We start from the raw sequence: 25587 nt of genomic DNA, 5'->3' as shown, positions 1-25587 counted from the left end.
CTCGTCCCGAGAGATGGCGCCCTCGCGAAGGCGGGGCCCGCCATTGAGTGACAAGGCCCCTCCCGGGGGGGCTCAGAGAGTCTCGAGCCGCCACACGTCGAACGCCGGCTCCTCGTAGGGATGGGCGGCCTTGAGTGCCGCCACCGCCTCGCGGATCAGCGCGTCCTCGCAGACCAGTTCCACCTTGAGCTCCTCCACGCGTTCCAGATCGCCGACCCGCCCGATGTGCGGGTCGGCGCCTTCCAGCGGGCGGAATTGCCCGGTACCCCGGGTCTGGAAACAGCAGGCCTCGTAGTCGCCGATACGCCCCGCACCGGAGGCGAAGACGGCTTCCTTGACCGACTCGGCGTCTTCCAGCGGGACATAGAAGGCAAGCTTGTACATGGTCGCGACTCCTGTGCTGTGTGCTTTCGACCCCGTTGTGCCATATCGGCGCGCTGGCGTCAGCCATCTCGCGCTTCGGTGGCGGCCAGGAAAATAATACTTGTCCAAAAGCTATACACATAATAACCTGTGTACAGGTTGAGGCCGAGACGGCTCCCGACCCTGACAGGCAGGTAACTTCCCGGGCGCGCCGCGCTCGAGTTCCCTACAGGAGAGACTCCAATGAAGACCTTCACCACCCCAGCACCCCATTGGCTCGGCGCCGGTATGCTGGGTCTGATGCTCGCCGGAAGCGTTCAGGCTGATAACCACGGCATGGCCAAGGACATCGTCGATACCGCGGCCGGTGCCGGGCAGTTCGAGACCCTGGTGGCCGCGGTCGAGGCTGCCGGTCTGGTCGAGACGCTCAAGGGGGACGGGCCCTTCACCGTCTTTGCCCCCACCGACGAGGCCTTCGCCGCCCTGCCGGAAGGCACCGTCGAGTCCCTGCTCGAGCCCGAGAACCAGGAGCAGCTCCAAGCGATCCTCACCTACCATGTGGTGCCCGGCAAGATCATGGCCGAGGACGCCATGGCCGCCGACAGCGCCACCACCGTGCAGGGCCAGGACATCACCATCACCACCATGGACGGCAGCGTGATGATCGATGATGCCACCGTGGTCCAGGCCGACATCGAGGCCAGCAATGGTGTGATTCATGTGATCGACAGCGTGCTGCTGCCCGAGTGAGGCGTTCCGCCGCACGCGTCGAGTGAGCTGTGCAAGTGGTTCCCGTGTCGTGCCGATGTCCCTGTTGCCGCCCCTCGTGGGCGGCTTTCTTGTTCAGGGGGCGCGCAGGTCGGGTTCCCCGCTCTCGGCGATGATGAACGACCGGGTGGCGTCGCGCAGCCTGACGGCCTCGGCCCAGCCGCTGGTTGTCGGCAGGATCGCCTCGCCGACGCTGACCTTCACCTTGCCGGGGCGGGGCAGCCACTCCCTGCCGCGCAGCACCGCCCGGGTCCCCTGCAGGGCCACCGGTACCACGGGGACCCCGGACTGAGCGGCGATGACGAAGGCCCCCATGTGGAAGTCATCGATGCCGGCCACCGAGTGGAAGGTGCCCTCGGGAAAGAATGCCAGGGAGTCTCCGCCCTCGAGGGCGGTGAAGACCCGTTGCGAGTCCCGGGTGGCCTGACGGGGGTCGAAGCGCTCCACGAACAGCGCCCCCATGCGTGTCAGCATCAACCGGGGGAGCAGGCGGCGCTGGAGCTCGGCCTTGGCCAGGTAGCGAAATCCCCGAGGCAGCGTCGCTGTCAGGACCAGGGCATCCAGGTAGCTGGAGTGATTGGCCACCAGCACGCAGGGAGCCCGCAGGGGGAGGCGCTCGACGCCGCGTCGTTCGAGGCGAATGCCGGCGAGCCACGCGGCTAGGCGGGCGACGTGATGCGCGACACGCCAGCGCCAGGTGAGCCGTGGCAGGGGCAGCGCCAGCAGGCACAGCAGGGCGGCCCCCAGGCCGCAGACACCCCAGGCGTAGGCGGCATAGAGGTGCTCGCCGAGCCACCTCAGGTACTGCCGAGCACGCTGCGTGCCGGCCTTCGTGGCCAGGCCGAGTGCCTGACGCCAGACGGGGGCAGCGCCCTGGCCGAGGCGACCGCTGCGGTAGAGTTCGGCGGTGGCCGCACGGCGGATCTTGCCGCTGGAGGTCTTCAGCACGCTGTGGGGCGGGACCAGGCGGATGGCATCGGCCGGGATATTGACGATGTCGACCGTGACGTCGCGGATCGCCTGGACGATGGTGTCGCGCCGTGCCGGGTCGTCGATGCTGGTCTCCGCCGCCACGATCAGCTCCTCGACACCGCTCTCGGGGTCGAGGTGGCCGAACACCGCCACGCAACCCTTCCTGACTCCCTCGATCCGGCCGATGGCCTCTTCGAGGTCGTAGGGGTAGAGGTTGCGCCCGCCACGCACCAGCACATCCTTGACCCGGCCGCTGATGTAGAGGTCGCCGTCGACGATGTAGCCACGGTCGCCGGTGCGCAGCCATTCGCCATCGAAGAGCTCGCGGGTCGCCGTGGGGTTGTCGAAATAGCCCGCCGTGGACGAGGGGCCGCGGAACTCGATGTCGCCTTCGTGCCGCTCGGGCAGTTCACTGCCGTCACGAGCGACGATGCGGAGCGCGTAGCCCGGCAGCGGCGGCCCGCAGTTGACGAAGGTCAGGGCCGGCTCCCGGCCGTGTACCGGACGCGCCTCCTGCCGCGCCATGAAGGCCTCGCGCTCGACCCGGTCGAGCGCGAGGCCGCGGCCGGGTCGAGCGATGCACAGCCCCACTGCTGCCTCGGCCAGGCCGTACACGGGCATCGGGGTGCCCGGCTGCAGCCCGCAGTGGGCCAGGCCCTCGGCGAAGCGCTGCATGGTGCGAGGACTGACGGGCTCGGCGCCGTTGAAGGCGATTCGCCAGCAGCTCAGGTCCAGCCCCTGGACGCCCTGGCGGTCCAGGGCCCGCAGGCAGAGCTCGTAGCCGAAGTTGGGGCCGCCGGAGATGGTGGCCCGGTGGTGGTGGATCAGCTCGAGCCAGCGCCGGGGGCGGGCGAGGAAGGTGAGCGGTGACATCACCACCAGCGGGACGGCGTAGTAGAGGCTGCCCAGCCAGGCGCCGATCAGGCCCATGTCGTGATAGAGCGGCAACCAGCTGACGAAGACGTCCCGTGATGTCACCTCGAGTCGTTCGCCCATGGCGCGGATATTCGCCAGCAACTGGCCATGGGTCAGCATGACGCCCTTGGGATCCCCGGTGCTGCCCGAGGTGTACTGCAGCAGCGCAAGGCTCGACGCCCCGGGTGGCTCGGCATCCCCGGTGTCGCTCGGCTCTCCGAGGTCCGCCACCGTGACGATGGTGGCCAGCCGCGGCGCCTCGGCTCGCAGCAGGCGAGCGACCCGTCGGGCCTCGGGCACCGTGATCAGGAGCTCCGAGCCGGCATTGGTCAGGATGCGGCCGTGGCGCCGCAGGTGCTCCTCCAGCTGGGCCGGCCGCGCCGGAGGATAGATAGGCACCGGCACCGCGGCGGCGCGCAGGATGCCGAAGAAGGCGACGAAGTAGTCCGGCTCGGTGGGCAGCATCAGGGCGACCCGATCGCCGGGGGACACCCCACGCCGGCGCAGTGCCGAGGCGATGACACGGGCGCCGCGCTCGAGCTCGGCATAGCTCAGCGTCTGCGGGGTGCTGTCGCTGCCGTAGACGTGCAGGTGGATACGGTCCGGATGACGTGCCAGGTGCCAGTCCAATACCGCATTGAGGCTGTCGGCGGCATCGGGAGCGCCCTCCACCGACGCGAGGTCCGGCGGGGGCGCGACCGACGGGGCCTCCGGGACGGCACCCCGGACGCTCATCAGGATCTCCAGCAGCTCTCCCGGGGTGTCCGCCATCAGCACGCTCTCGGGGAGCTGGACGGCGAAGGCGTCCTCGAGGCGCAGCAGCAGCTCGGAGCGCGCCATGCTGTCGAGGCCGAGGTCGCGGTCCAGGCGGGCGTCGAGCGTCGGCCGGCCATCCGCACCACGCCGGGGTTGCGTCTCGCGCACCAGGGTGTCGATCACGTCCAGCAGCCGGTGCTTCAGCGCTTCGGCTTCCTGGGTGTGCCGGGTCTCGTCGCATCGGGCCATCGGACACCTCGCGGCTGGCCAGCCTCTCCCCCGGAACATTCCGGGTATGTGGTGACGACTCCGGGAGCTGGCCGGAGTTCAGGTGGGGTTCACCCCTGGCAGCCTGTCGCGGGTCTCCATGCCAGCGTCGCTTGATCGTGACTCCAGTAGTGGCGAGTCTATGGCAGTCGAGTCAAGGAGAATATGCATGCAGGCCGATCTCCTGGAACTGCTGGAGCACTGCGGACTGAGGCCGAGCGGTGAGCTGCTCCCGCTGGGTGGCGGCGATATCGCCGCGGTCTATCGCCTCGCCACCGACCAGGGGCCGGTGGTGGTCAAGTGCGACGATGCCGATCGCCTGGCCGGCGAGGCGGATGGCCTTCGGGCGCTCGCCGCGGCAGACAGCGGGCTGGTGGTGCCCGAGGTGCTGGGCGGACGCGACGGTTGGCTGGTGATGGAGGCGCTGGAGGTGGCGTCCCGCTCCGCCACCGGTGAGGCGGCATTGGGCAAGGGGCTGCGTGAGCTGCATGCCGGGGTCGCCGACGAACATGGCTGGCCCCGGGACAACGCCTGCGGCAGCACGCCCCAGCCCAATGCGCCGCTGGCCGACGGTCGGGCCTTCCAGCGCGAGCGACGGCTGCTGCCCCTGGCGGCGGCCTGCCAGGCGCGAGGCCTGATGGATCATCGGCTGCGCGCTCGTGTGGAGGCCATCGCCCACGGCCTGGACGCCTGGTTGCCGGATGCCCCGGCGAGCCTGATCCATGGGGATCTGTGGTCGGGCAACGTGCTCTTCACCCCACGGGGACCGGCGATCATCGACCCGGCGGTCTATCGCCACTATCCGGAGGTGGACCTGGCGATGCTGACGCTGTTCGGCTCACCGGGCGCCGCCTTCTTCGAGGCCTACTGGGACGGCTGCGTCCCGAGCGACTGGCCGAGGCGGGAAGCCCTGTTCCAGCTCTATCCGCTGCTCAACCACCTGCTGCTGTTCGGCGGCGGTTACCGCGGCGCCGTCGAGCGCGCGGTGGCGCGGCTTGAGGCGGCCTGATCAGTCGGCGCGACGCCCCTTCAGCCAGGCGAGCCCCCGCTTCCACCAGGACAGGTGGTCTCCGCGGTTGCCTGCCGGCAGCAGGGTGCCCCGGGGACGGACGAGAAAGTCGGCAATGGGGGCGACCTGGCTTGCCCGGTCGAGCATGGGAGCGTGGCCGCAGCCCGGCACCTCGAGGCTGACCAGGTGGGGATGGACCTCGGCCATGCGGTCGACGCTGCGGGCGTGCAGCAACGGCGAATGCTCGCCACGGACCACCATCAGCGGGCAGCGCAGGGTCAACCAGTCGGCCCAGGTGTCCCGGGGCGTGTCGTGGACGAATTGCTCGCCGATGCGCGGATCGTAGTGGTAGGTCCAGCTGCCGTCGGGCAGTCGGCGCGCGCTGCCCAGGGCCAGCCGTCGCCAGGCATCGTCGCTGTCGATGCCGAAGCCGGCATAGTGGCGTCGCAGTTCCGCCTCCAGTTCACCGAAGCGAGAGAAACGGTGGGGCACGCCGAAATAGGTGGCCAGCGCGGCCAGGCCGTCCGGGGCAAGCTCGGGGCCCACGTCGTTGAGCACCAGTCGCTCGATGCGTCCGGCGGTGTCGGCCTCGGCGGCCAGCAGCATCCCGAGCAGTCCGCCCATGGAGGTGCCCACCCAGGGGACCTGTTCCAGGTCGAAATGGTCGAGCACGGCCACGGCCACCGTCATGTAATGGGAGTAGAGATAGTCGTGAGCGGGGTAGAGCGACCAGCTCGACAACCCGCGGCCGGGCGTGTCCGGGGCCAGTACCCGCCATTCGGGACCGAGCTCCCTGGCCAGGTCGGCGAAGTCGCCGCCGTGGCGGGCCAGGCCGTGCCAGGCGATCAGGGTCCTGGGCGCCTCGGGGTGCCAGACACGCACGGCCACCTCGAGTTCGCGGACTCGCACCAGTTCCAGGGCATCCATGAGGTCGGGCTCCAGGTCGAGGGTCTTTGCTGCGTAGCAGCATAGCCGACCCGTGTCGTCAATTCGAGGCCGCCGGCGAGGCGGCTATGCTGCAATGCACTGGTCCGGCGCGTTCGGCGCCGACAGCAAGTGGGAAAGGTTCTCGGGTGGCTAGTATACATACATGAATGTAGCTATAATCCTCCCGCTGTGCTCGAACCCCGCAAGGGTACGCCCGAGCGGTGACCGCGCCCCGACGACACGACCCCGAGTGGAGGCATTCATGCGATTGGTACCCCCGGTGGGGCAGACGCCCCTGAGAACCCTGGTGCTGGTGGGCCTGATGGCCGTTGGCCTGGCTGCCTGCGGGCAGGACAACGGCGAGCAGGCCGGCGGTCCCATGGGTGGCGGTGACCGTCCGCCGCCACCCGTGGTGGTGGTGGGCGTGGAACCGCAGGGCGTGGAGGTGATCGAGGAGTATGCCGGGCGGGCCCGGGGCTCCCGCGAGGTCGAGGTGCGCGCCCGGGTCGATGGCATCCTCGAGGAGCGCCTCTACACCGAGGGCCAGGTGGTCGAGGAGGGCGCGGCGCTGTTCCGCATCGATCGCGAGCCCTACGAGATCGCGCTCAAGCGCGCCGAGGCCGAGCGGGCCAACGCCCAGGCCGAGCTGAACCAGGCCAACCGCGAGTGGCAGCGGATCTCGACCCTGTTCAACCAGAATGCGGTCAGCGAGCGCGAGCGCGACAGCGCCCTCTCCGCCCGCGAACTGGCCCAGGCGCGCCTGGCGCTGACCGAGGCCGGCGTGGCCAATGCCGAGCTCAACCTCAGCTACACCGAGGTGCGCGCACCGCTGGCCGGCCTGACCGGCCTCGAGAGTTTCCCCGAGGGCAGCCTGATCGAGCGCGGCACCCTGCTGACCAGCGTGACCCAGCAGGATCCCATCCACGTGCGCTTCTCGCTGCCGGAGCGCGACGCCGCCCTGCAGCGGGCCGCTCGCCGGGCCATGAGCAACGCCGAGGCGGAGGCACCCCGCGAGGCCTGGCTGACCCTGCCCGACGGCAGCGAGTACGCCGAGCCCGGCCTGCTCGACTTCACCGACAGCACCATCGACCCGCGCACCGGCAGCGTCTCGGCGCGGGCCGTGTTCCCCAATCCGGAGGGCATGGTGGTGCCCGGCCAGTTCGTGCGCGTGCGGGTCCTGGTGCAGGAGCTCGACGAGGTCTTCCTGGTGCCCCAGGAGGGGGTCGGCCAGGGCCCCGAGGGGCCGCGCCTCTTCGTGGTCGAGGAGGACACCGCCCGGGCGCGCAACGTCGAGCTGGGCCCCATCGTCGACGGCCGCCAGGTGGTGCTGTCGGGCCTCGAGGCCGGCGATCGTATCGTGGTCAGTGGCCTGGTGACCCTCCAGGACGGCATGGCCGTGCAGGCCAGCGAGGCGCAGTCCGCCGATGAGGCCGATGGCACCGAGACGGCCGCCGAGGCGCTGCCGGAAGCCGCCGACGAGGAGGCATGATGCTCAGGTTCTTCATCGATCGGCCGATCTTCGCCTCGGTCATCTCCGTCATCATCATGCTGGCCGGCCTGGCGGCGCTGCGCGCCCTGCCGGTGGAGCAGTATCCCGACGTGGTGCCGCCCCAGGTGGTGGTCCAGGCCGCCTACCCCGGGGCCAGCGCCGAGGTGATCGCCGAGGCGGTGGCCGCGCCGCTGGAGCAGGAGATCAACGGCGTCGACAACATGCTCTACATGGAGTCGACCTCCACCGACTCCGGCAGCCTGCAGATCACCGTCTCCTTCGAGATGGGCACCGACCCGGACCAGGCCGCCATCAACGTCAACAACCGCGTGCAGGCCGCCACCGCGCGGCTGCCCCAGCAGGTGCGCGACCAGGGCGTGCGGGTCGAGGCGCGCTCCAGCAACATCCTGATGGTGCCGGTGCTGTTCTCCCCGGACGGCAGCCGCGACGTGCTGTTCATGTCCAACTACGCGCTGCTCAACGTGCTCGACGAGCTGGTGCGCATTCCCGGAGTCGGCGACGCCTCGCTGTTCGGTGCCCAGGACTACTCCATGCGCGTCTGGCTGTCGCCGGACAAGCTGGCCCAGTATGACCTGACGCCCAACGACGTGGCCGCGGCGATCCGCGAACAGAACGCCCAGTTCGCCGCCGGCAGCCTCGGCGCCGAGCCGTCGCCGCCGGGGCAGGCCTTCACCTTCTCGGTGACCACCCGCGGCCAGCTCTCCGACCCCGCCGAGTTCGAGTCGATCATCCTGCGCGCCGAGCAGGACGGCAGCACCCTGCGGCTGGGGGACGTGGCCCGCGCCGAGCTGGGCTCCCAGAACTACGCCTTCTCGGCCACCTACAACGGCCGGAACGCCGTGCCCATGGGCGTCTACCTGCAGCCGGGGGCCAATGCCCTGGAGACCGCCGAGGCGGTGCACGAGACCCTGGCGGGCATGGCCGACCGCTTCCCGGAGGGGCTCACCTACACGGTGCCCTACGACACCACCGAGTTCGTCGAGATCTCCATCCGCGAGGTGTTCATCACCCTGCTGATGGCGGTGGGGCTGGTGGTGGTCGTCACCTTCCTGTTCCTCCAGCACTGGCGGGCCACCCTGATCCCGGTGGCGGCCATACCGGTGTCGCTGATCGGCACCTTCGCCGGCATGCTGGCCTTCGGCTTCTCGGTCAACCTGCTGACGCTGTTCGGCCTGGTGCTGGCCATCGGCATCGTGGTGGACAACGCCATCATCGTGCTGGAGAACGTCGACCGGCTGATCAACGAGAAGGGCATGAGGGCCCGCGAGGCCTCCATCGAGACCATGAAGCAGGTCGCCGGCGCGGTGGTCGCCTCGACCCTGGTGCTGGTGGCGGTGTTCGCACCGGTGACCTTCCTGGGCGGCCTGACCGGCGAGCTCTATCGCCAGTTCGCGGTGACCATCGCGGTCTCCGTGGTGGTCTCCGGCGTGGTGGCGCTGACCCTGACCCCGGCCATGTGTGCGCTGCTGCTGGACAAGCAGTCGCACAGCGTGGCGAAGCCCTTCCAGTGGTTCAATGCCGGGTTCGACCGGCTCACCGCGGGCTTCGGCTGGCTGGTCGGCAAGCTGCTGCGCCATGCGCTGATCGGCATCCTGCTGTTCGTCGGGGTGATCGCCGCCACGCTGTTCGCCATGTCGCGCCTGCCGCCCGGCCTGGTGCCCCAGGAGGACCAGGGCGTGGCGCTGGTGGTCTACCAGCTGCCCCAGGTCTCGGCGCTGCCGCGCACCGAGGCGGTGCGCGACCAGGTCTCGGCGATGCTGCTGGAGATGGACGAGGTCGACGAGTTCACCTCCTTCGCCGGCTTCGACATCATCGCCGGTGCGCTGCGCACCAACGTCGGCGTGGGCTTCGCCAACCTGGCCGACTGGAGCGAGCGCGAGGGCCCCGGCCAGGACGCCCAGTCGCTGACCGGGCGGATCATGGGCATGGGCGGCGGCCTCCCCGAGGCGCTGGTGATCTCCTTCGCCCCGCCGCCGATCATGGGCCTGTCGCTGACCGGCGGGGTGGAGGGCTACCTGCAGGTGCGCGGCGAGACCACTCCCCAGGAGATGGCCGAGCTGGCCGGCCGGCTGGCCGTCGCCGCCAACGAGCGCCCCGAGCTGACCAACGCCCGCACCACCCTGGACACCTCGATCCCGCGCTACCGTGCCGAGCTGGACCGCGAGAAGGCGCGCGCCATGGGCGTGCCGGTCAACGAGGTGTTCGCCAGCATGCAGAGCACCTTCGGCTCGCTCTACGTGAACGACTTCACCCTGGCGGGGCGCAACTGGCAGGTGAACCTGCAGTCCGAGGGCGAGTTCCGCAGCCGGCCGGAGGATCTCAACAAGGTCTTCGTGCGCTCGGAGACCGGCGAGATGATCCCGCTCTCCTCGTTGGTGACCCTGACCCGCGAGTCCGGCGCGGACATCCTCAACCGCTACAACGTCTACTCGGCCGCCAAGTTCCTGGCCGATGCGGCGCCCGGCTTCACCACCGGCCAGGCCAAGGCGGCCATGGAGGAGGTGGCCGCCGAGGTGCTGACGAGCGGCAACGTGATGCTGGGCTGGACCGGCGAGGCCTACCAGCTCGATGCGGCGGCCGGCGCCGGCGGCCTGGCCTTCGGCCTGGGCCTGCTGATGGTGTTCCTGATCCTGGCCGCCCAGTACGAGCGCTGGTCGCTGCCGCTGGCGGTGGCCACGGCGGTGCCCTTCGGGGTGCTGGGGGCGGCACTGGCGGCGATGCTGCGCGGCTTCCCCAACGACATCTACTTCCAGGTGGGCCTGCTGGTGCTGATCGGCCTGGCGGCCAAGAACGCCATCCTGATCGTGGAGTTCGCCGCCCAGAACCGCCGCGAGGGGAAAAGCGCCAGCGAGGCCGCCCTGGCCGCGGCCCGGCAGCGCTTCCGCGCCATCCTGATGACGGCCCTGACCTTCATCATCGGCACCCTGCCGCTGGTGTTCGCCAGCGGCGCCGGCGCCAACAGTCGCCAGGAGATCGGCACCGTGGTGGTGGGCGGCATGATCCTGGCCAGTTCCCTGGCGCTGATCTTCGTGCCGCTGGCCTACAAGGTGATGGAGGACCTGGCCGGCTGGCGCCGTGAGCGCCAGGCGGCCAGGCGTCAGAAGGAGGCGACCCATGCGTAAGGCGCTGCCAGCCCTGCTGCTCTCCACCGCCCTGCTGGCCGGCTGTGCCGTGGGGCCCGACTACCGCTCACCCGCCCTCGACCTGCCGGAGCAGTGGCCCGAGCACGTGCTGCTCGGCGATGAGGTCCGCGCCGACTGGCAGCAGTGGTGGCGCCAGTTCGAGGATCCGCACCTGGACGCCCTGGTGGCGCGGGCGGTGGACGACAACCTCGAGCTGCGCCTGCAGCTGGCACGGATCCAGGAGGCCCGGGCGCGGCTCGGGCTGGCCCGCGCCGAGCAGCTGCCCACGGTCAATGCCCAGGCGGAGGCGTCCCGGGAGCGCACCCCGGGGACCCTGTCCCCCTTCGGGGAGAGCACCGACACCACCTTCTCACTGGCCGGCATGCTCGACTACGAGCTCGACCTCTGGGGGCGCATGGCCCGCGAGCGCGAGGCCGCCGAGGCACAGCTCGAGCAGAGCGCCTTCGCCCACGATGCGGTGCGCCTCAACGTCATCGCCGACGTGGTGGCCACCTACTTCGACCTGCGCAGCGCCCAGCGCCAGCTGCGCATCACCGAGGCCACGGCGGAATCCCGCGAGGAGACCTACCGCCTGGAGCAGCTGCGCTTCGATGTCGGCGAGAGCGACGAGCTCGCGCTGCGCCAGGCCCAGTCGGAGCTGGAGTCGACCCTGGCCCAGTTGCCCTCCCAGCGCGAGCGGGTGAGGGTGCTGGAGGGGACGCTGGGGCTGCTGGTGGGGATGACGCCCGCCGAGCTGATGGCCGAACTGGACTATGGCGAGACCCGCCTGGAGGCGATCGCCCTGCCCGACGGCGTGCCGGCGGTGCTGCCCTCGGCGCTGCTGGCTCGCCGCCCCGATATCCGCTCCGCCGAGGCGGGGCTGATCGCCGCCAATGCCGGCATCGGGGTGGCCGAGGCGAGCCGCCTGCCGCGCTTCAACCTGGGCGGGCTGCTCGGCACGGCGGCCGGCGACGCCGGCGACCTCTTCGCCTCGGCGGCCGGCACCTGGGGGCTCTCCGCCACGGTGATGGGGCCGCTGTTCGACTTCGGGCGCAGCGCCTCGCGCATCGACACCGCCGAGGCCCTGGCCGAGCAGGCGGAGATCCAGTATCGCGCCACCGTGGCCCAGGCCTTCAACGAGGTGCGCAACGCCCTGGTCACCTATGAGACCAGCGGCGAGCGGGTCGAGGCGACGCGTCGCCAGGTGGCGGCCTTCGAGCGGACCCTGGAACTCGCCGAGGTGCGCTACCGGGAGGGCTTCGTGGGCTTCATCGAGCTGCTCGATGCCCAGCGCGCGCTGCTCGCCGCGGAGCTTGCGCTCTCCGAGGCGATGCGCGACCGCCTGACCGCCACCGCCACGCTGTTCAAGGCGCTGGGCGGCGGCTGGCAGGTCGACGGCTGAGCCGAAAGGGCAGGTCACCTCGTCCGCGGGCGCACCACGCCCGGGGATGACTATCCTGCTGAAAGGGGAATGGATGGCCTGGCGATGGGGTTAGGCCGCGGGATCACAAGGGAGAGACTGTCATGGCGACCCGAATCACCTCCACCCGGCGGGACGACGGCATCCAGGTGCTGCAGATCAGCTGCCCCGAGCGCCGCAACATCCTCGACGAGGCGAGCTACGCGCAGCTGATCGAGGGGATCGAGGCGGCCGAGGCGGACGACGGGGTCAAGGTGCTGATCATCACCGGCACCGAGAACTGCTTCACCGCCGGCAACGACCTGGCCAACTACCGGGCCCTGGCCCAGGCCGACCGCGTGCCGGCCATCACCTTCCTGCGCCGCCTGCATGCCTTTCCCAAGCCGGCCATCGCCGCCGCGGAGGGCATCGCCCTGGGGCTCGGCATCTCGATCCTGCTGCACTGCGACTTCGCCTACGCGGGCAACGCCACCCGGTTCTCCCTGCCCTTCACGAGCTTTGCCCTGACCCCCCTGGGGGGCACCACCTGGCTGCTGCCCCGGCTGGCCGGCGGCAAGGCGGCCAGCCAGATGCTGCTGCTGGGACAGCCCTTCAGCGCCCACCAGGCCTGCGATATCGGCCTGCTGACCGATACCGCGCCCGATGGTCGCGCGCTGGAACAGGCCTTCGACTGTGCCGCGCGGCTGCTGGCCAAGCCCTTCGATGCGCTGCTGGCCACCAAGGCGTTGATGCGGGAAGGGCAGGCCGGGGCGATCGGCGAGGCGCTGGACCGGGAGGAGCAGGCGCTGCTGGCACGTTGCCGCTCTCCCGAGGCCCAGGGCGCCATCGATGCCTTCTTTGCCACCCGACACGGGCACTGAGGGAGGGCGGCGTGGGCGGGCCACGGCGCCGCCCGCGTCACTCCTCGACGGCAGGGGGGCGGGCGCAGAGCCTGAGCTGGGTCTCCACCAGCACCATGCCCTCTTCCGCGATGGAGAACTGCTCGTGGTTGCGCAGCCAGTCGTGGAACAGGCCCCCCAGCATGGACTGCATCAGCCTGGCGGCCAGCTCCGGCGAGAGGTCCTCGCGCAGCTGGCCCAGGCGGGCAGCGCAGGCGAAGTAGTCGCGCAGGGCACCGCAGGCCTCCTCGGCCATCTCGTTCTGCATGGCCAGCGGGTCGATGTCGCCGAACACCTCGCAGTGGTGGATCAGGATGGCATGCACGCGTCGGTAGCGCGGCTGCTCGAGGCGCTCGAAGCCCTTCCGGATGGCCAGGCGGATCGCCTCCAGGGGGCGTTCGGCGAGGCCCGGGTCGCCGATCTCCTCCACCAGCTCGCGGAAGGGCATGCGCACCCGCTGCAGCATGGCCTGGAAGAGGTCGGCCTTGTTGCGGAAGTGCCAGTAGACGGCGCCCCGGGTCATGCCGGCGTGGCGGGCGATCTCTTCCAGGGAGGTGCGGGCCACGCCCTTCAGGAGGAATATTTCCTCGGCGGCATCGAGCAGGGCCTCACGGGTGGCGGCAGCCTCCGCCTTGGTCTTTCGCGCCATGCCGGGCGGTCTCCATCGAACGCTAGTGGCCCCAGTCTACCCGATCCGCTCGGGTTTTACATTCGTGGGTGTATGGTTGACAGGGCGGGGGCTTGCCCTCGCCACGTCCGGTCGCCACGAGTATAAAGGGGACCACGCCCCGTCACAGGACGACACCCCAATGGCCCGTGTTCCCTTCGAACTCGCCGATGTTCGCATCGCCCCCGGCAGCCGAACCCAGATCGACGTGCCGGTGGCACGGCTCTATACCCATGCGCCGCTGTATATCCCGGTGGAGGTGGTCCACGGCCGTCAGGCGGGGCCGACGCTGCTGGTCTGCGGCGGCATCCATGGCGACGAGATCAACAGCGTGGAGATCGTGCGCCGTCTGCTGCGCTCCAAGCAGATCCAGGGCCTGCGCGGCACCCTGATCGCCGCGCCCATCGTCAACGTGTTCGGCTTCGTCCAGCACAGCCGCTACCTGCCGGACCGCCGTGACCTCAACCGCTGCTTCCCGGGCAGCGAGTCCGGCTCGCTGGGCGGCCGGGTGGCGGCGCTGTTCCGCGAGCAGATCGTCGACCACGCCTCCCACATCATCGACCTGCATACCGGGGCGATCCATCGCACCAACCTGCCGCAGATCCGCGCCCAGCTGACCCCGGGGGGCGAGACCGAGCGCATGGCCAACGCCTTCGGGGCGCCGGTGATCCTCAACGCCGAGCTGCGCGAGGGCAGCCTGCGCCACTATGCCCAGAACCGTGGCATCCCGGTGCTCACCTACGAGGCGGGGGAGGCGCTGCGTTTCGACGAATGGGCGATCGCCCCGGGGGTGCGTGGGGTGCTGCGGGTGATGCGTCGGCTGGGGATGTTGACCGGCGAGCACCGCCGTCGCCCGCCGCCGGCGGCGGAGATCGCCAACGGCTCGAGCTGGGCACGGGCACCCATCGACGGCATCCTGCGGCCGCGCGTGCGCCTCGGTGCGCGGGTCGCCAGTGGCGACGTGCTGGGCAAGGTGGCCGACCCCTTCGGCAACGCCGAGGAAGCCGTCCGGGCCATGGCCGACGGCATCGTCATCGGCATGAGCCGGCTGCCGCTGGCCAACGAGGGGGAGGCGCTCTTCCACATCGCCCGCTTCGATGCCATCGAGGAGGCCGAGAGCGCCATCGAGGATTTCCACTCCAGCCTCGAGCCGCCGCCCGACGCGCTCTATTGATCCAGCGGCCTGTCGGGGGCGTCGTCAGGCCGCGTCGGCGGGTTCGCGCTCGGGCACCAGGCTCAGGGCATCGTCGAAGACGCGCAGGCAGGCGCCGTCGAGGTGGCCGTTCTCGGAGAGGTGGCGGCGGAAGCGACGCCCCCCCGGCTGGCCCTGGAAGAGCCCCAGCAGGTGACGGGTGATGTGGTTGAGCCTGGCGCCCTCCTCGAGGCGCCGGGCGATGTAGGGGCGAAAGGCCCTCGCCGCGGCGTGGCGGCTGGCCGCCGGCCCCGGCTCGCCGTAGAGCGCCTGGTCCACGCCGGCCAGCAGCCAGGGGTTCTGGTAGGCTTCGCGGCCCACCATCACGCTGTCCACGTGGGCGAGCTGCTCGCGGCACGCCGCGAGGCTCTTCACGCCACCGTTGATGCCGATATGCAGCTCGGGGCGGCTCGCCTTGAGGCGGTGCACCCGGGGGTAGTTGAGCGGTGGGATGTCGCGGTTCTCCTTGGGGGAGAGCCCCTGCAGCCACGCCTTGCGGGCGTGCACGATAAAGACGTTACACCCCGCGTCAGCCACTCTAGCGATAAAGCGCTCGAGGTCGGCATCCTCGTCCTGGTCGTCGATGCCGATGCGGCACTTCACGGTGACCGGGATCGACACCGCGTCGCGCATGGCGCGCACCCCGGCGGCCACCTTCTCGGGGTGGCCCATCAGGCAGGCGCCGATCAGGTTGTTCTGCACCCGGTCGCTCGGGCAGCCCACGTTGAGGTTGACCTCGTCGTAGCCCCAGGCCTCGGCGATGGCCGCGCACTCGGCGAGCTCGCCCGGGTCGCTGCCGCCCAGCTGCAGGGCGAGCGGGTGCTCCACCGCGTCGAAGCCCAGGAAGCGCTCCCGCGGGCTGCCGTGCAGGATGGCGCCGGTGGTGACCATCTCGGTATACAGTAGGGCGCGACGGGTCAGGGTACGGGCGAACGCGCGGTAGTCGCGGGTCGTCCAATCCATCATCGGCGCGACGGAGAAGGTACGGTCGAGCTGGGGCATCGGGCATCACGGGGTTGTGCGAGGAGGCCTGCATTCTACCAGCCCCGCGCCTTCGCTGCCCATCGTCCCGGAGCCGGGCTTCGGTATCGTCCAGAGTGCCCTGGTAGCGGTCATCGGGTATCGGCGCAGGGCAGCTCGTCCCACCGCGTCGTCCACCGCGGCGTACGATTGGCACAGCGCAGGTGCCAGGCAGCGCCTGGGGTGGCCCTGCCGAGGGTGACGGTACCGCGCCCCATCTTGCGGTTCAGGTCGTCCAGCGCGGCCATCAGGCGCTCGCTGCGCTCGCGTTCGGCCCGGCGTTGCGGGGTATCCAGCAGCGAGAGTTGCTGGCGGTTGGCGTCCACCAGGTCGATCAGCATCACGCCGCCCTTCATGAACAGGTACCGCGGCCGGTAGATGGCCTGCAGGGCTCGACCGGCGGCGTGGAGGATCGCGCGGCTGTCGTCGGTGGGCTCGGGCAGTTCGACGATGGCGCCGGGCGAATACTGCGGCAGGTCGAGCCGGTGGGGGTTGGTCTTGAGGAAGACGTAGACGGCCCGGGCGTGGCTGTCCTGGGCGCGGAGTTTCTCGGCGCTGCGTTGGGCGTGCTGGCGGATGGCTTCCCGGATCTCGCCCGGGTCGCCGGTGAGGCGGCCGAAGCTGCGCGAGGTCATGATGCGCTGGCGCGCCTCGTGCATATCGTTCATCTCGATGCAGGGGATGCCGCGCAGCTCGAGGGCGGTGCGCTCCAGGGTGACGGAGAAGCGCCGACGGATGGCCTTGGGATCGGTCCGGGCGAGATCCCGGGCGGTGCGGATGCCCATGATGGCCAGGCGCTCGACCAGCCGCCGGCCGACGCCCCACACATCACCCAGTGCGGTGTGCTGGAGCAGGTCCCGGGTTTCCGGGCTACTGTGCCGGAGGACACAGACGCCGGCATGGCTCGGGACCTTCTTGGCCGCGCGGTTGGCCAGCTTGGCCAGGGTGCGGGTGGGGGCGACACCTACGGAAACGGGAATGCCGGTGAACTGGCGGACCTTGTGGCGGAGATCCCGGCAGTGCTCGAGCAGTCGTTCGGGGGAGAAGCCATCGAAGCGCACGAACATCTCGTCGATGGAGTAGGGCTCGACGCCGGCGGAGAACTCCTCGAGGACCTGGTGCACCCGGGCGGACATGTCGCCGTAGAGCTCGTAGTTGGAGGAGAGCAGGCGAACCTGCCCACGGCGCACCAGGTGCTGCAGCTCGAAGGCGGGGGTGCCCATCTCCACGCCCAGGGCCTTGATCTCGTTCGAGCGGGCGATCACGCAGCCGTCGTTGTTGGAGAGCACGCCCACCGGCACGCCCTCGAGCCGCGGCTGGAAGGTCCTTTCGCAGCTCACGTAGAAGTTGTTGCAGTCCACCAGGGCGATCATACCGGGTACTCGTGGATGACCGAGCGCACCACGCCCCATACCTGGCAGTCGACATCGGAGAGCGGAATCGGTGCGTACTGCGGGTTGCCGGAGCAGAGGTAAGGCCGGCGGTCGAGCAGTTCGTAGCGCTTCACGGTGATCTCGCCCTCGACCAGGGCGACCAGGATGTGGCCCGGGCGAGCATCGATGGAGCGATCGACCAGCAGAAGATCACCGTCGTGGATCCCCAGGGCGTCCATGCTGTCGCCGGTGACGGACATGAAGAAGGTGGACGAGGGGCGCTTCACCAGGCGCTCGTTGAGGTCCAGGGTGCGGCCTTCGTAGTCCTGGGCGGGCGAGGGGAAGCCCGAGAGCCCGGCACGGGTGAGCGCTAGGGGGTGCGGCAGGGGTTGCGCGGGCGGTGCCGGGTGGGCCGGGATCATCGGGGCGTGTGGCATGTCGGTGGCCTCTTGTCGAAAACTGGCTGTTTATACAGTATTCTCGACGAAGCCGGCATCAGGCAAATGCTAATGCAAGGTTGAGGTAGGGTGGAGGTATGCCGGGCGCGAATGCAGGCATCGTGCTATGGGCAATGGCTTACATCAGCCACCGGCTGTCGCTGACATCGGTATTTCTGCCGAGGGGGTATGGTGAAGACCAGCCACAACGCTTCATTGGCCTGCGTTGAGTTGTGGCGTTCCCCGTCTAGTGCTATTGCCCGCTGCCCAGCGGGCCTTTTTCTGGGGTCTCCGCAAACTGGCGTGAATCTCGGCTGCGGCTGAACGCTTGTGGTGGGAGCTCCGGGTGACCGATCCAGGAACAGTCGGCACAAAAGATCAAGGCCCGCATCGGCGGGCCTTGATGGGTGGAGCCTGTCGGCTCGCGAACGATCAGATGACTTCGATGTTCGAGGCCTGAAGGCCTTTCTTGCCTTGCACGACATCGAACGAGACCTGCTGGCCGTCCTGCAGGGACTTGAAGCCATCGGCCTTGATCTCGGAGAAGTGGGCAAAGAGGTCATCACCGCCATCGGAGGGGGTAATGAAGCCGAAGCCTTTTGCGTCGTTGAACCACTTGACTGTGCCAGTAGACATTTGATGTCTCCTTTCGCGCTACGCGCTTGATCTGAACTGCCGGGTGTTGCCCCGAGTGATAGTGGGCTGAACAAGGGGGATGGAACCAGACAACCGAAAGGATCTAACGACTACTGACCATGTGCATCTTGCTAACCAACTGGTGCCACGGTGGCATGCTCGGCGTGCGAGGTCAAGGGGTTTCGAGGAGTCGCCCTCGCCTCCGGTGACGCCCGTCGAGGACGCTTCTCAGGCTCGATGCGGACACCCTGCTGCACGGCGCAGGCGCCGTGCAGCAGGCGGGGCTGGCGGTCACCGCAGCCGGGTCTTCCTGAGGTAGGGGAAGATGGTCTCGTACTCGCCGAACTTCGCACTGGCGTCCTCATCCGAGACGCTGGGGGGAATGATGACATCCTGACCCACTGTCCAGTCGGCGGGTGTCGCGATGCCGAACTGGGTGGTGGCCTGCAGTGCATCGAGGGCGCGGAGCACCTCGGCGAAGTTCCGGCCCACCGTCATCGGGTAGGTCATGGAAAGCTTCAACTGCTTGTCCGGGCCGATGATGAACACCGAACGGACGGTCGCGCTGTCTGCCGGGGTACGGCCATCGGGGAGGTAGGCCTCGGCCGGGAGCATGTCGAATGCCTTGGCCACCTTGAGGTCTTCATCGGCAATGATGGGAAAGCCGACATTTGCCCCGGAGTAGCTCTCGATGTCGCCGATCCAGCGCTTGTGGTCTTCCACACCGTCCACCGAGACGCCGATGACCTTGGTGCCGCGCTTCTCCCACTCCTCGGCAAGCTGGGCGACGGCGCCGAACTCGGTGGTGCAGACGGGGGTGAAGTCCTTGGGATGCGAGAACAGGATGGCCCAGCTGTCACCGATCCACTCGTGGAAGCGAATGGGGCCTTGGCTGGTATCCGCCTCGAAATCGGGGACGGTGTCGTTGATGCGTAATCCCATGAGGTACTCCTCGGGTTGGTGGCTGGAGGGTATCGGCCTGGTCGGCCGTGAGCGTCTCTCTGTCGTACGCCCATTTTACGTCAGCGTCCAGTCGATGCGACGGGATCTCCTTTCATGCTCCCGAGTCCCCGTGCCCGATGCAAGGGGCGCGGCCTCGCATTGGCGGCGTCGTCTTCGGGCCCCGTGTGCTATGAAGAGGGGAGGAGGGTGGCCCTGCATCGGTGGGGTCGCTTGTTTATCCGCGACCTGCACGAGGTGATCTCATGGCGGACAGGAAGGTGGAACTGGAAGGGCTGCGTGACGAGCTGATCGACCGGCTGGATCGCTACCGGGCCCACAAGGAGCAGCGCAACGGTCCACTGGACAAGGACATGGAAGAGCAGGCCATCGAGGTGCAGAACGACGACGTGGTCGACTTCCTGGAGAACGAGGCCGAGGACGAGCTGCGGCAGGTGATGCATGCCCTGGCGCGCATCGAGGAGGGACGGGGCGAGGTCTGCGAAGTCTGCGAGGAGCCGATCTCGCCGGCGCGGCTCGAAGCGCTGCCCTTCACCACGCTCTGTCGGGAATGCGCCGAGCCCCGCTGAGCCATCTCCCCCGATTCCATTCCGCAACCCGCTGGCACCGGGGTTCCTGCCCCGGCAGTGGCCAGCCCGTGTCGCCTGTCATGCCGAGGGGGATCTCCGGCCCGGGCAGGACGCGGGCGGAGGCTCGATGGTAGTCTGATGGTCAATCAACTGGGCTGGAGGGCGTGCATGAAGGCATGGTGTCGACTGTCCGGCATGGGGCTGCTGGCCCTGCTGCTGCTGGCGGGTTGCGGAGGCAACGACAACGGGGCAGAGGCGGAAGCGCCACCCGAGGAAGCGGCTGTCGAGGAGACGGCGACCGAGCCCGAGCCCGAACCGGAGGTGGAGCCCTTCAGTGAGCCGGTGGAGATCAGTTTCACGGCCATGCTGCGTAGCGACCGGCGCCTGATGGTGGAGGGCGAGAGCAACCTGCCGGATTCGACCCGCCTGCTTATCGTGGTCGAACGCGAGCTGAGCGGGGTGCGGTGGCAGTCACGCGTCAGCCTGGAGGAGGGGCGCTTCGCCGCGGGTCCCTTCGGTCCCGGCAGTGGCCTGCCGGATGGTGGCTATCGCATCACCGTGAACCTGCCCGAGGCGAGCGTGCAGCCGTTGGCGGTTCGCCAGCGCATCGGCGAGCAGGGCGAGCATCTTGCCGGGCCCCTGGTCGGCAGTTCGCGGCACGGCCTGGGCCAGGTGGCGAGCGACTCGCGTCGTTTCCTGGTCGGCAGCGAGCCGCGTCGCACCACCGATCAAGTCGAGGTGCTGGGCATCGAATGATCCGGGAGGTGTCAGAGCGGGCAGGCCTGCCAGCGAGCCACCAGCTTGCCGAGCAGCCGGCAGTCGGGGGTGTAGGGGGTGATCTCGTCGCTGCCCTGGCGCTCGAACTGCAGCTCGCCGGTGGGGCCCTGGCTCACCCGGCGAATGAACTGCTCGCCGGCCAGTTCGACCAGGTAGAGCCCGGGCTGTCGGAATACCTCGGTGGGGGCGATGGCCACCAGGTCGCCCTGTTCGAGGAAGTCGAAGGGTTCGCCGGGTGCCGGGGTCAGCAGGTAGCAGTCTCCCTCCCAGCGCTGTGCCGGCACCAGTTCGAAGGGCAGTTCGATGGCGCGGGCTCCCGGGTCCTGCCAGGGGGCCGGTGGCAGGCGACGCAGGTAGAGGGGGGAGGCGCGCCCCCGCTCCTCGCTCTCGATCAGCCGGGAGAGGGGGCAGCCCAGTGCCTGGGCCAGGGCGACCAGCCGCTCGTGGCCGATCTGCTTGATGGCGCCGGACTCCCAGTAGGAGATGGTGACGTCGGAAACACCGACCCTGCGAGCCAGGGCCGCCTTGTTGAGGTTGGCCTCCAGCCGGAGTTCCTTGATACGCGGGCCTAGTGAATCCATTTCTCCATCCTGTCGATGATTTACGGGCTGAGCGATCATCTGCGATCGCTCAATACTGTGCAATACCGCGCATCAACGTTAGTGCGGCATCAGGAAGCTGACCCTGCCCGGCGTGGCCGGGGAGTGCGCTTACCAGGCAACCGGCTCGCCGGCCCAGTCGAGAAAGCTTCCGCTCTGTTCGGTGTCCTGTGCTCCCAGTACCGCCAGCAGCCGCCTGGCGACGAAGGCCGGCGTGAAGAGTTTCCCATCGGGCACCCTCGACTGGTAGGGCTGCGACAGCGGGGTATCGGTGGTGCCGGGGTGGAGGCAGATGATGGCTGCCTCGGGGTTGAGGCGCCTGAGCTCTACCGCCGCTGTCTTCATCAGCATGTTGTGGGCCGCCTTGCTGGCGCGATAGGCGTACCAGCCGCCGAGCCGGTTGTCACCGATGGAGCCGACCCGGGCCGACAGGCTGGCGAAGAGGGCCGGGTGCCGCCCCTTGAGGTTGCCCTGTACCGCCTTGAGCAGCAAGGCGGGGGTGATGGCATTCACGTGGAAGAGCCGAGCCATGCCCTCGGCGTCGAGGTCGTCGAGCCGCTTCTCCGGGACGATACCCCGCCCCCGGTCATGGAGCATGCCGGTGGCGTTGAAGACAAGGTGCAAGGGCGTGTCACCGAGGTGCCGCTCGAGGGTGGCCAGCCCGGCTTCCTGGCTGATGTCCAGGGCAAGGGGCTCGAAGCGGGCATCGTCGCGGGTGAGCTCGTGACGGCTGGCGGCCAGCACCCGCCCCGGGCGCTCGCTCGCCAGCAGGGTGTCGACCACGGCACTGCCGATGCCGCCGGAGGCGCCGGTGACCAGGGCGGTGAAGCCATCGGGAAGCTGGGGCAGCATGGCGCTCCTTGATGCGGGACGAGGGGGTGCGCTACGACGAGAGACTCTGGCATGGACCGCGCCGGGACGAAATGATTCCCGCGACTCACGGCTGCCGGCCGCGGGCCAGGTGCGTATAATGCGGCCATTGCCCTGTACGCAGGGGTCATTTCCATTGCCAGGACCAAGGACGACATGACCGTACGCACTCGTATCGCGCCGTCACCGACCGGCGATCCCCATGTGGGCACCGCCTATATCGCCCTGTTCAACCTCTGCTTCGCCCGCCAGCATGGCGGCCAGTTCATCCTGCGCATCGAGGACACGGACCGGGTGCGCTCCACCGCCGAGTCCGAGCAGATGATCCTCGACTCGCTGCGCTGGCTGGGCCTGGAGTGGGACGAGGGCCCCGATGTGGGAGGGGCCCATGGCCCCTACCGGCAGAGCGAGCGGGGTGATATCTACGGCGAGTATGCGCGCCAGCTGATCGAGTCGGGCCACGCCTTCAAGTGCTATCGCACCGCGGAGGAGCTGGACCAGCTGCGCGAGGCGCGCAAGGCGGCCGGCATGCAGCTGGCGCTCAAGCCCGCCGACCTGGCACTGCCGGCCGAGGAGCAGGCGCGCCGCGAGCAGGAGGGCTGGCCCCATGTGGTGCGCATGAAGGTGCCCAGCGAGGGCACCTGCGTGATCGATGACATGCTGCGCGGCACCATCGAGGTGGACTGGGCCCAGGTCGATGCCCAGGTGCTGCTCAAGTCCGATGGCATGCCCACCTACCACCTGGCCAACGTGGTCGATGATCACCTGATGGGCATCACCCATGTGCTGCGCGGCGAGGAGTGGATCAACTCGGCGCCCAAGCACCAGCTGCTCTATGAGTACTTCGGCTGGGAGATGCCGGTGCTCTGCCACATGCCGTTGCTGCGCAACCCCGACAAGTCGAAGCTCTCCAAGCGCAAGAACCCGACCTCCATCAACTACTACCGGCGCATGGGCTTCCTGCCCCAGGCGGTGACCAACTACCTGGGGCGCATGGGCTGGTCGATGCCGGACGAGCGGGAGAAGTTCAGCCTCGACGAGATGATGGCGCACTTCGATATCCGGCGGGTATCGCTGGGCGGCCCGGTCTTCGACCTGGAGAAGCTCACCTGGCTCAACGGCGTCTACATCCGCGAGGAACTCGACGACAAGGCGTTCCTCAAGGCACTCATGGAGTGGGCCTTCAACGAGGAGTACGTCAGCGAGATCCTGCCCCAGGTGCGCCCGCGGGTGGAGACGCTCTCCCAGGTGGTGCCCCTGGCCGGCCACTTCTTCTCGGGCCTGCCGGCGATCGACGAGGAGAGCTTCGATGACGTCAAGCTCAGCCGCGAGACACTGCTCAGGCTGCTGCAGTTCCTGGTGTGGCGCTTCGAGACCGTGCCGGCCTGGCACAAGGAGGCGCTGCTGGCCGAGGTGAAGGTGCTGGCCGATCACTTCGAGCTGAAGATGAAGGCCTTCCTGGCCCCGGTGTTCATCGCCATCACCGGCTCGTCATCGAGCACCTCGGTGATGGACGCCATGGCGATCCTCGGCTCGGACATGACCCGGGCGCGACTGCGCCACGCCATCGAGGTGCTGGGCGGCGTCTCCAAGAAGCAGGCCAAGCGCTTCGAGAAGGAGTACCGCGAGCTTTCCTGAGTTGCTGGAACCGGCGCTGTGGGAGCTACGCTCTGCGGAGCGATTCGCCGCGAAGCGGCGCTGGGCGGTCATCGGCCAGGTTGGCGGCCACCGCCAAGGCGCCTGGCGGCGCCAATCGCTCGGCGGAGCCACAGGGGACGATAAATCGGTGCTTTTCCTGTTGACGAAGACGAGGCGAATCAGTATTATACGCAGCGTCTTCACGAGACACCGAGCAGTACTGGGGCCTTAGCTCAGCTGGGAGAGCGCAACACTGGCAGTGTTGAGGTCAGCGGTTCGATCCCGCTAGGCTCCACCATCTCTCGATCGATCGGAAGCACAGCGTCCCATTCGTCTAGTGGTCCAGGACACCGCCCTTTCACGGCGGGAACAGGGGTTCGAACCCCCTATGGGACGCCACCTTCCTTACCCCTGTCGCCTGCCTGAGGCGACAAGCGCAGACGCCCAGAGGCGTCTTTTTTTGTCTCCGCCGGCCGGTGGGGGCAAGGCTGCCGTGTCGGCGGTATCAGCTTTTCCAGCGTTGACACCCCGTTACATATTGCGCTAGGAGCCGTGACGCCCTGTTACATGGCGGCGTTCGGGGCTTGACATCGGTCTTGACTTGTCCACTTCGCCGGCTGGCGGCGGATCGACTGTGCACAGGCCGGGCGCACATCCGCGTGGTTGTGGGGCTTTCTTTTATTTCCTTTAGAATCAGCACCTTACAAAAGGTCAAAAATTGATCAATCTGAGAAGGTTGCCCATGTCATGGCGATTCGGCGACCTTTTCTAGTGGTTGTGAACAGGCTTATCCACAGAAAGTGTGGAAAACACTCTCTCGCCACGGTAGGAGAGGGCTGGTTACGGGAGGGGAGGGTGTTCTCAGTCGCCGGTATGAGCTTTCTGATACCCGTGGAGGGCCGGTGGCCGAGGCCACCGGTCGATCGGATCAGGAGCGGCCGACGGCGCGCAGGCGGCGCAGCAGCGAGGAGGTGTCCCAGCGGCCGCCACCCATGACCTGGACGTCGGCATAGAACTGGTCGACCAGCGCGGTGACCGGCAGGCGGGCCTGGAGGCGGCGCGCCTGCTCGAGGCAGATCCCCAGGTCCTTGCGCATCCAGTTCACCGCGAAGCCGTGCTCGTACTGGTCGTCGATCATGGTCTTGTGGCGATTTTCCATCTGCCAGGAGCCGGCGGCGCCCTTGGAGATGACGTCGACCACCCGCTGCTGGTCGAGGCCGGCCTGCTCGGCGAAGTGCAGCCCCTCGGCCAGGCCCTGCACAAGGCCGGCGATGCAGATCTGGTTGACCATCTTGGTCAGCTGGCCGCTGCCGGCCGGGCCCATCAGGGTCACGGCACGGCCATAGTGATCGAGGATGGGGCGGGCGCGTTCGAAGTCGCTCTCGGCACCGCCGCACATGATGGTCAGGGCGCCGTTCTCGGCACCCTGCTGGCCGCCGGAGACGGGGGCGTCGAGGAAGCCGACGCCTCGGCTTCGGCAGGCGGCGTCGAGTTCCTCGGCGAGGTCGGCCGATGCCGTGGTGTGATCCACCAGCAGGCTGCCCTCGGCCATGCCGTGCAGGACGCCATCCTCGCCGGTGGTGACGTGGCGCACGTCGTCATCGTTGCCCACGCAGACCAGCACCAGGTCGGCGCCGCTGGCGGCCTCCCGCGGGGTGGGGTGGTGGCTGCCGCCGTGCTCGGCGACCCAGGCCTCGGCCCTGGCGGCAGTGCGATTGTAGACGCGCACGTCCAGGCCTGCCCGGGCGAGATGCCCGGCCATGGGGTGGCCCATCACGCCCAGGCCGATGAAGGCCGCTGTCGATATCGTCTTGCCCATCCTGCTGCTCCTTCCTTCTTGTGTGCTGTGGAACGTCGTGGTGGCACCCCGGCCCCTTGCCGCTGCCAGGATGCAGAAAGCCGCCCGAGGGCGGCTTTCGATTGCGCTGCGGCCGGAGCCGTT

General features: G+C 68.9%; 22 protein-coding genes and 2 tRNA genes. 12 read left to right on the top strand and 12 right to left on the bottom strand.

All coding sequences use genetic code 11. The features are described from left to right. Window positions 1-72: 72 nt before the first annotated feature. Complete coding sequence (locus ACOMD9_RS05685) at window positions 73-384, bottom strand: YqfO family protein (protein ID WP_421412708.1); 312 nt, start codon at window positions 382-384, stop codon at window positions 73-75. Between the two features lie 222 nt (window positions 385-606). Here ACOMD9_RS05685 and ACOMD9_RS05680 point away from each other — a divergent pair, with 222 nt between their 5' ends. Beyond that, window positions 607-1113, top strand: coding sequence for a fasciclin domain-containing protein (locus tag ACOMD9_RS05680; protein WP_465249803.1), 507 nt, complete (start codon window positions 607-609; stop codon window positions 1111-1113). A 93-nt stretch (window positions 1114-1206) separates the two neighbouring features. Here the strand turns inward: ACOMD9_RS05680 and ACOMD9_RS05675 are convergent, their stop codons facing one another. Next, window positions 1207-4023 carry an AMP-binding protein gene (locus tag ACOMD9_RS05675; RefSeq protein ID WP_421412707.1) on the bottom strand — a complete coding sequence of 939 codons (2817 nt, stop codon included), beginning with the start codon at window positions 4021-4023 and terminating at the stop codon, window positions 1207-1209. A 187-nt stretch (window positions 4024-4210) separates the two neighbouring features. On the opposite strand from ACOMD9_RS05675, the gene ACOMD9_RS05670 reads away from it, so the two are divergent. Continuing rightward, window positions 4211-5050, top strand: coding sequence for a fructosamine kinase family protein (locus tag ACOMD9_RS05670; RefSeq protein ID WP_421412706.1), 840 nt, complete (start codon window positions 4211-4213; stop codon window positions 5048-5050). Here the strand turns inward: ACOMD9_RS05670 and ACOMD9_RS05665 are convergent, their stop codons facing one another. Then, window positions 5051-5977, bottom strand: coding sequence for an alpha/beta fold hydrolase (locus ACOMD9_RS05665; RefSeq protein WP_421412705.1), 927 nt, complete (start codon window positions 5975-5977; stop codon window positions 5051-5053). 262 nt (window positions 5978-6239) lie between these two features. On the opposite strand from ACOMD9_RS05665, the gene ACOMD9_RS05660 reads away from it, so the two are divergent. From ACOMD9_RS05660 to ACOMD9_RS05645, 4 genes are all read left to right on the top strand, one after another. Then, window positions 6240-7466: an efflux RND transporter periplasmic adaptor subunit gene (locus ACOMD9_RS05660; protein ID WP_421412704.1), complete on the top strand. Its 1227-nt coding sequence runs from the start codon at window positions 6240-6242 to the stop codon at window positions 7464-7466. Then, window positions 7463-10609: an efflux RND transporter permease subunit gene (locus tag ACOMD9_RS05655; protein WP_421412703.1), complete on the top strand. Its 3147-nt coding sequence runs from the start codon at window positions 7463-7465 to the stop codon at window positions 10607-10609. Before ACOMD9_RS05660 ends, ACOMD9_RS05655 begins: the two co-directional genes overlap by 4 nt. Beyond that, window positions 10602-12011: an efflux transporter outer membrane subunit gene (locus ACOMD9_RS05650; protein ID WP_421412702.1), complete on the top strand. Its 1410-nt coding sequence runs from the start codon at window positions 10602-10604 to the stop codon at window positions 12009-12011. The genes ACOMD9_RS05655 and ACOMD9_RS05650 overlap by 8 nt, the downstream gene beginning before the upstream one ends. Window positions 12012-12133: 122 nt before the next feature. After that, window positions 12134-12889, top strand: coding sequence for an enoyl-CoA hydratase-related protein (locus tag ACOMD9_RS05645; RefSeq protein ID WP_421412701.1), 756 nt, complete (start codon window positions 12134-12136; stop codon window positions 12887-12889). 37 nt (window positions 12890-12926) lie between these two features. On the opposite strand, the gene ACOMD9_RS05640 is transcribed toward ACOMD9_RS05645, so the two are convergent. Then, window positions 12927-13556: a TetR family transcriptional regulator gene (locus ACOMD9_RS05640; protein ID WP_421412699.1), complete on the bottom strand. Its 630-nt coding sequence runs from the start codon at window positions 13554-13556 to the stop codon at window positions 12927-12929. 160 nt (window positions 13557-13716) lie between these two features. Between ACOMD9_RS05640 and ACOMD9_RS05635 the strand changes: the two genes are divergently transcribed. After that, complete coding sequence (locus ACOMD9_RS05635) at window positions 13717-14748, top strand: succinylglutamate desuccinylase/aspartoacylase family protein (RefSeq protein ID WP_421412698.1); 1032 nt, start codon at window positions 13717-13719, stop codon at window positions 14746-14748. Between the two features lie 24 nt (window positions 14749-14772). Here ACOMD9_RS05635 and dusA read toward each other — a convergent pair whose 3' ends face one another. The 5 genes from dusA to ACOMD9_RS05610 form a co-directional block, all read right to left on the bottom strand. Continuing rightward, on the bottom strand, window positions 14773-15768 hold the full coding sequence (dusA, locus tag ACOMD9_RS05630; protein ID WP_421412697.1) for a tRNA dihydrouridine(20/20a) synthase DusA: 996 nt from the start codon (window positions 15766-15768) through the stop codon (window positions 14773-14775). A 110-nt stretch (window positions 15769-15878) separates the two neighbouring features. After that, on the bottom strand, window positions 15879-17159 hold the full coding sequence (locus tag ACOMD9_RS05625) for a Y-family DNA polymerase (protein ID WP_421412695.1): 1281 nt from the start codon (window positions 17157-17159) through the stop codon (window positions 15879-15881). Continuing rightward, on the bottom strand, window positions 17156-17596 hold the full coding sequence (locus ACOMD9_RS05620) for a LexA family protein (RefSeq protein ID WP_421412694.1): 441 nt from the start codon (window positions 17594-17596) through the stop codon (window positions 17156-17158). Before ACOMD9_RS05620 ends, ACOMD9_RS05625 begins: the two co-directional genes overlap by 4 nt. Window positions 17597-18028: 432 nt before the next feature. Continuing rightward, entirely contained in the window at window positions 18029-18232 is a 204-nt protein-coding gene (locus ACOMD9_RS05615) for a cold-shock protein (protein WP_310705824.1), read from the bottom strand. A gap of 291 nt (window positions 18233-18523) precedes the next feature. Continuing rightward, on the bottom strand, window positions 18524-19174 hold the full coding sequence (locus ACOMD9_RS05610) for a peroxiredoxin (RefSeq protein WP_421412692.1): 651 nt from the start codon (window positions 19172-19174) through the stop codon (window positions 18524-18526). A gap of 263 nt (window positions 19175-19437) precedes the next feature. On the opposite strand from ACOMD9_RS05610, the gene ACOMD9_RS05605 reads away from it, so the two are divergent. Then, on the top strand, window positions 19438-19761 hold the full coding sequence (locus ACOMD9_RS05605) for a TraR/DksA family transcriptional regulator (RefSeq protein WP_421412691.1): 324 nt from the start codon (window positions 19438-19440) through the stop codon (window positions 19759-19761). 168 nt (window positions 19762-19929) lie between these two features. Beyond that, window positions 19930-20517 carry a hypothetical protein gene (locus ACOMD9_RS05600; RefSeq protein ID WP_421412689.1) on the top strand — a complete coding sequence of 196 codons (588 nt, stop codon included), beginning with the start codon at window positions 19930-19932 and terminating at the stop codon, window positions 20515-20517. Between the two features lie 11 nt (window positions 20518-20528). Here ACOMD9_RS05600 and ACOMD9_RS05595 read toward each other — a convergent pair whose 3' ends face one another. Next, window positions 20529-21119 (bottom strand): helix-turn-helix domain-containing protein, encoded by a 591-nt coding sequence (locus ACOMD9_RS05595; protein ID WP_421412688.1) that lies wholly within the window; start codon window positions 21117-21119, stop codon window positions 20529-20531. 129 nt (window positions 21120-21248) lie between these two features. Next, window positions 21249-21989, bottom strand: coding sequence for an SDR family NAD(P)-dependent oxidoreductase (locus ACOMD9_RS05590; protein ID WP_421412686.1), 741 nt, complete (start codon window positions 21987-21989; stop codon window positions 21249-21251). A gap of 174 nt (window positions 21990-22163) precedes the next feature. On the opposite strand from ACOMD9_RS05590, the gene gltX reads away from it, so the two are divergent. The 3 genes from gltX to ACOMD9_RS05575 all read left to right on the top strand — a co-directional run bounded on the left by gltX (window position 22164) and on the right by ACOMD9_RS05575 (window position 24044). Next, window positions 22164-23645 carry a glutamate--tRNA ligase gene (gene gltX / locus ACOMD9_RS05585; protein ID WP_421412685.1) on the top strand — a complete coding sequence of 494 codons (1482 nt, stop codon included), beginning with the start codon at window positions 22164-22166 and terminating at the stop codon, window positions 23643-23645. 222 nt (window positions 23646-23867) lie between these two features. Next, window positions 23868-23943 (top strand) — tRNA-Ala (locus ACOMD9_RS05580). A gap of 25 nt (window positions 23944-23968) precedes the next feature. Continuing rightward, window positions 23969-24044, top strand: a tRNA-Glu gene (locus tag ACOMD9_RS05575). 529 nt (window positions 24045-24573) lie between these two features. Here ACOMD9_RS05575 and ACOMD9_RS05570 read toward each other — a convergent pair. Further along, window positions 24574-25464: an NAD(P)-dependent oxidoreductase gene (locus ACOMD9_RS05570; protein ID WP_421412684.1), complete on the bottom strand. Its 891-nt coding sequence runs from the start codon at window positions 25462-25464 to the stop codon at window positions 24574-24576. Between the last annotated feature and the right edge of the window lie 123 nt (window positions 25465-25587).

The sequence above is a fragment of the Halomonas terrestris genome (assembly GCF_049166755.1).
Lineage (GTDB): Bacteria > Pseudomonadota > Gammaproteobacteria > Pseudomonadales > Halomonadaceae > Halomonas.
The sequence above is the reverse complement of the archived record's forward strand: the minus strand, read 5'-3'. Positions and strand labels throughout refer to the sequence as shown.

What these genes read in the sequence shown, in the direction of transcription:
- ACOMD9_RS05605 (WP_421412691.1), top strand. Translation starts at nt 19,438, where the DNA reads ATGGCGGACAGGAAGGTGGAACTGGAAGGGCTGCGTGACGAGCTGATC.
- dusA (WP_421412697.1), bottom strand. Translation starts at nt 15,768, where the DNA reads ATGCCCCAGCTCGACCGTACCTTCTCCGTCGCGCCGATGATGGATTGG.
- ACOMD9_RS05685 (WP_421412708.1), bottom strand. Translation starts at nt 384, where the DNA reads ATGTACAAGCTTGCCTTCTATGTCCCGCTGGAAGACGCCGAGTCGGTC.
- ACOMD9_RS05655 (WP_421412703.1), top strand. Translation starts at nt 7,463, where the DNA reads ATGATGCTCAGGTTCTTCATCGATCGGCCGATCTTCGCCTCGGTCATC.
- ACOMD9_RS05660 (WP_421412704.1), top strand. Translation starts at nt 6,240, where the DNA reads ATGCGATTGGTACCCCCGGTGGGGCAGACGCCCCTGAGAACCCTGGTG.
- ACOMD9_RS05570 (WP_421412684.1), bottom strand. Translation starts at nt 25,464, where the DNA reads ATGGGCAAGACGATATCGACAGCGGCCTTCATCGGCCTGGGCGTGATG.
- ACOMD9_RS05600 (WP_421412689.1), top strand. Translation starts at nt 19,930, where the DNA reads ATGAAGGCATGGTGTCGACTGTCCGGCATGGGGCTGCTGGCCCTGCTG.
- ACOMD9_RS05665 (WP_421412705.1), bottom strand. Translation starts at nt 5,977, where the DNA reads ATGGATGCCCTGGAACTGGTGCGAGTCCGCGAACTCGAGGTGGCCGTG.
- ACOMD9_RS05680 (WP_465249803.1), top strand. Translation starts at nt 607, where the DNA reads ATGAAGACCTTCACCACCCCAGCACCCCATTGGCTCGGCGCCGGTATG.
- ACOMD9_RS05675 (WP_421412707.1), bottom strand. Translation starts at nt 4,023, where the DNA reads ATGGCCCGATGCGACGAGACCCGGCACACCCAGGAAGCCGAAGCGCTG.
- ACOMD9_RS05645 (WP_421412701.1), top strand. Translation starts at nt 12,134, where the DNA reads ATGGCGACCCGAATCACCTCCACCCGGCGGGACGACGGCATCCAGGTG.
- ACOMD9_RS05670 (WP_421412706.1), top strand. Translation starts at nt 4,211, where the DNA reads ATGCAGGCCGATCTCCTGGAACTGCTGGAGCACTGCGGACTGAGGCCG.
- ACOMD9_RS05615 (WP_310705824.1), bottom strand. Translation starts at nt 18,232, where the DNA reads ATGTCTACTGGCACAGTCAAGTGGTTCAACGACGCAAAAGGCTTCGGC.
- gltX (WP_421412685.1), top strand. Translation starts at nt 22,164, where the DNA reads ATGACCGTACGCACTCGTATCGCGCCGTCACCGACCGGCGATCCCCAT.
- ACOMD9_RS05595 (WP_421412688.1), bottom strand. Translation starts at nt 21,119, where the DNA reads ATGGATTCACTAGGCCCGCGTATCAAGGAACTCCGGCTGGAGGCCAAC.
- ACOMD9_RS05590 (WP_421412686.1), bottom strand. Translation starts at nt 21,989, where the DNA reads ATGCTGCCCCAGCTTCCCGATGGCTTCACCGCCCTGGTCACCGGCGCC.
- ACOMD9_RS05620 (WP_421412694.1), bottom strand. Translation starts at nt 17,596, where the DNA reads ATGCCACACGCCCCGATGATCCCGGCCCACCCGGCACCGCCCGCGCAA.
- ACOMD9_RS05625 (WP_421412695.1), bottom strand. Translation starts at nt 17,159, where the DNA reads ATGATCGCCCTGGTGGACTGCAACAACTTCTACGTGAGCTGCGAAAGG.
- ACOMD9_RS05640 (WP_421412699.1), bottom strand. Translation starts at nt 13,556, where the DNA reads ATGGCGCGAAAGACCAAGGCGGAGGCTGCCGCCACCCGTGAGGCCCTG.
- ACOMD9_RS05610 (WP_421412692.1), bottom strand. Translation starts at nt 19,174, where the DNA reads ATGGGATTACGCATCAACGACACCGTCCCCGATTTCGAGGCGGATACC.
- ACOMD9_RS05650 (WP_421412702.1), top strand. Translation starts at nt 10,602, where the DNA reads ATGCGTAAGGCGCTGCCAGCCCTGCTGCTCTCCACCGCCCTGCTGGCC.
- ACOMD9_RS05635 (WP_421412698.1), top strand. Translation starts at nt 13,717, where the DNA reads ATGGCCCGTGTTCCCTTCGAACTCGCCGATGTTCGCATCGCCCCCGGC.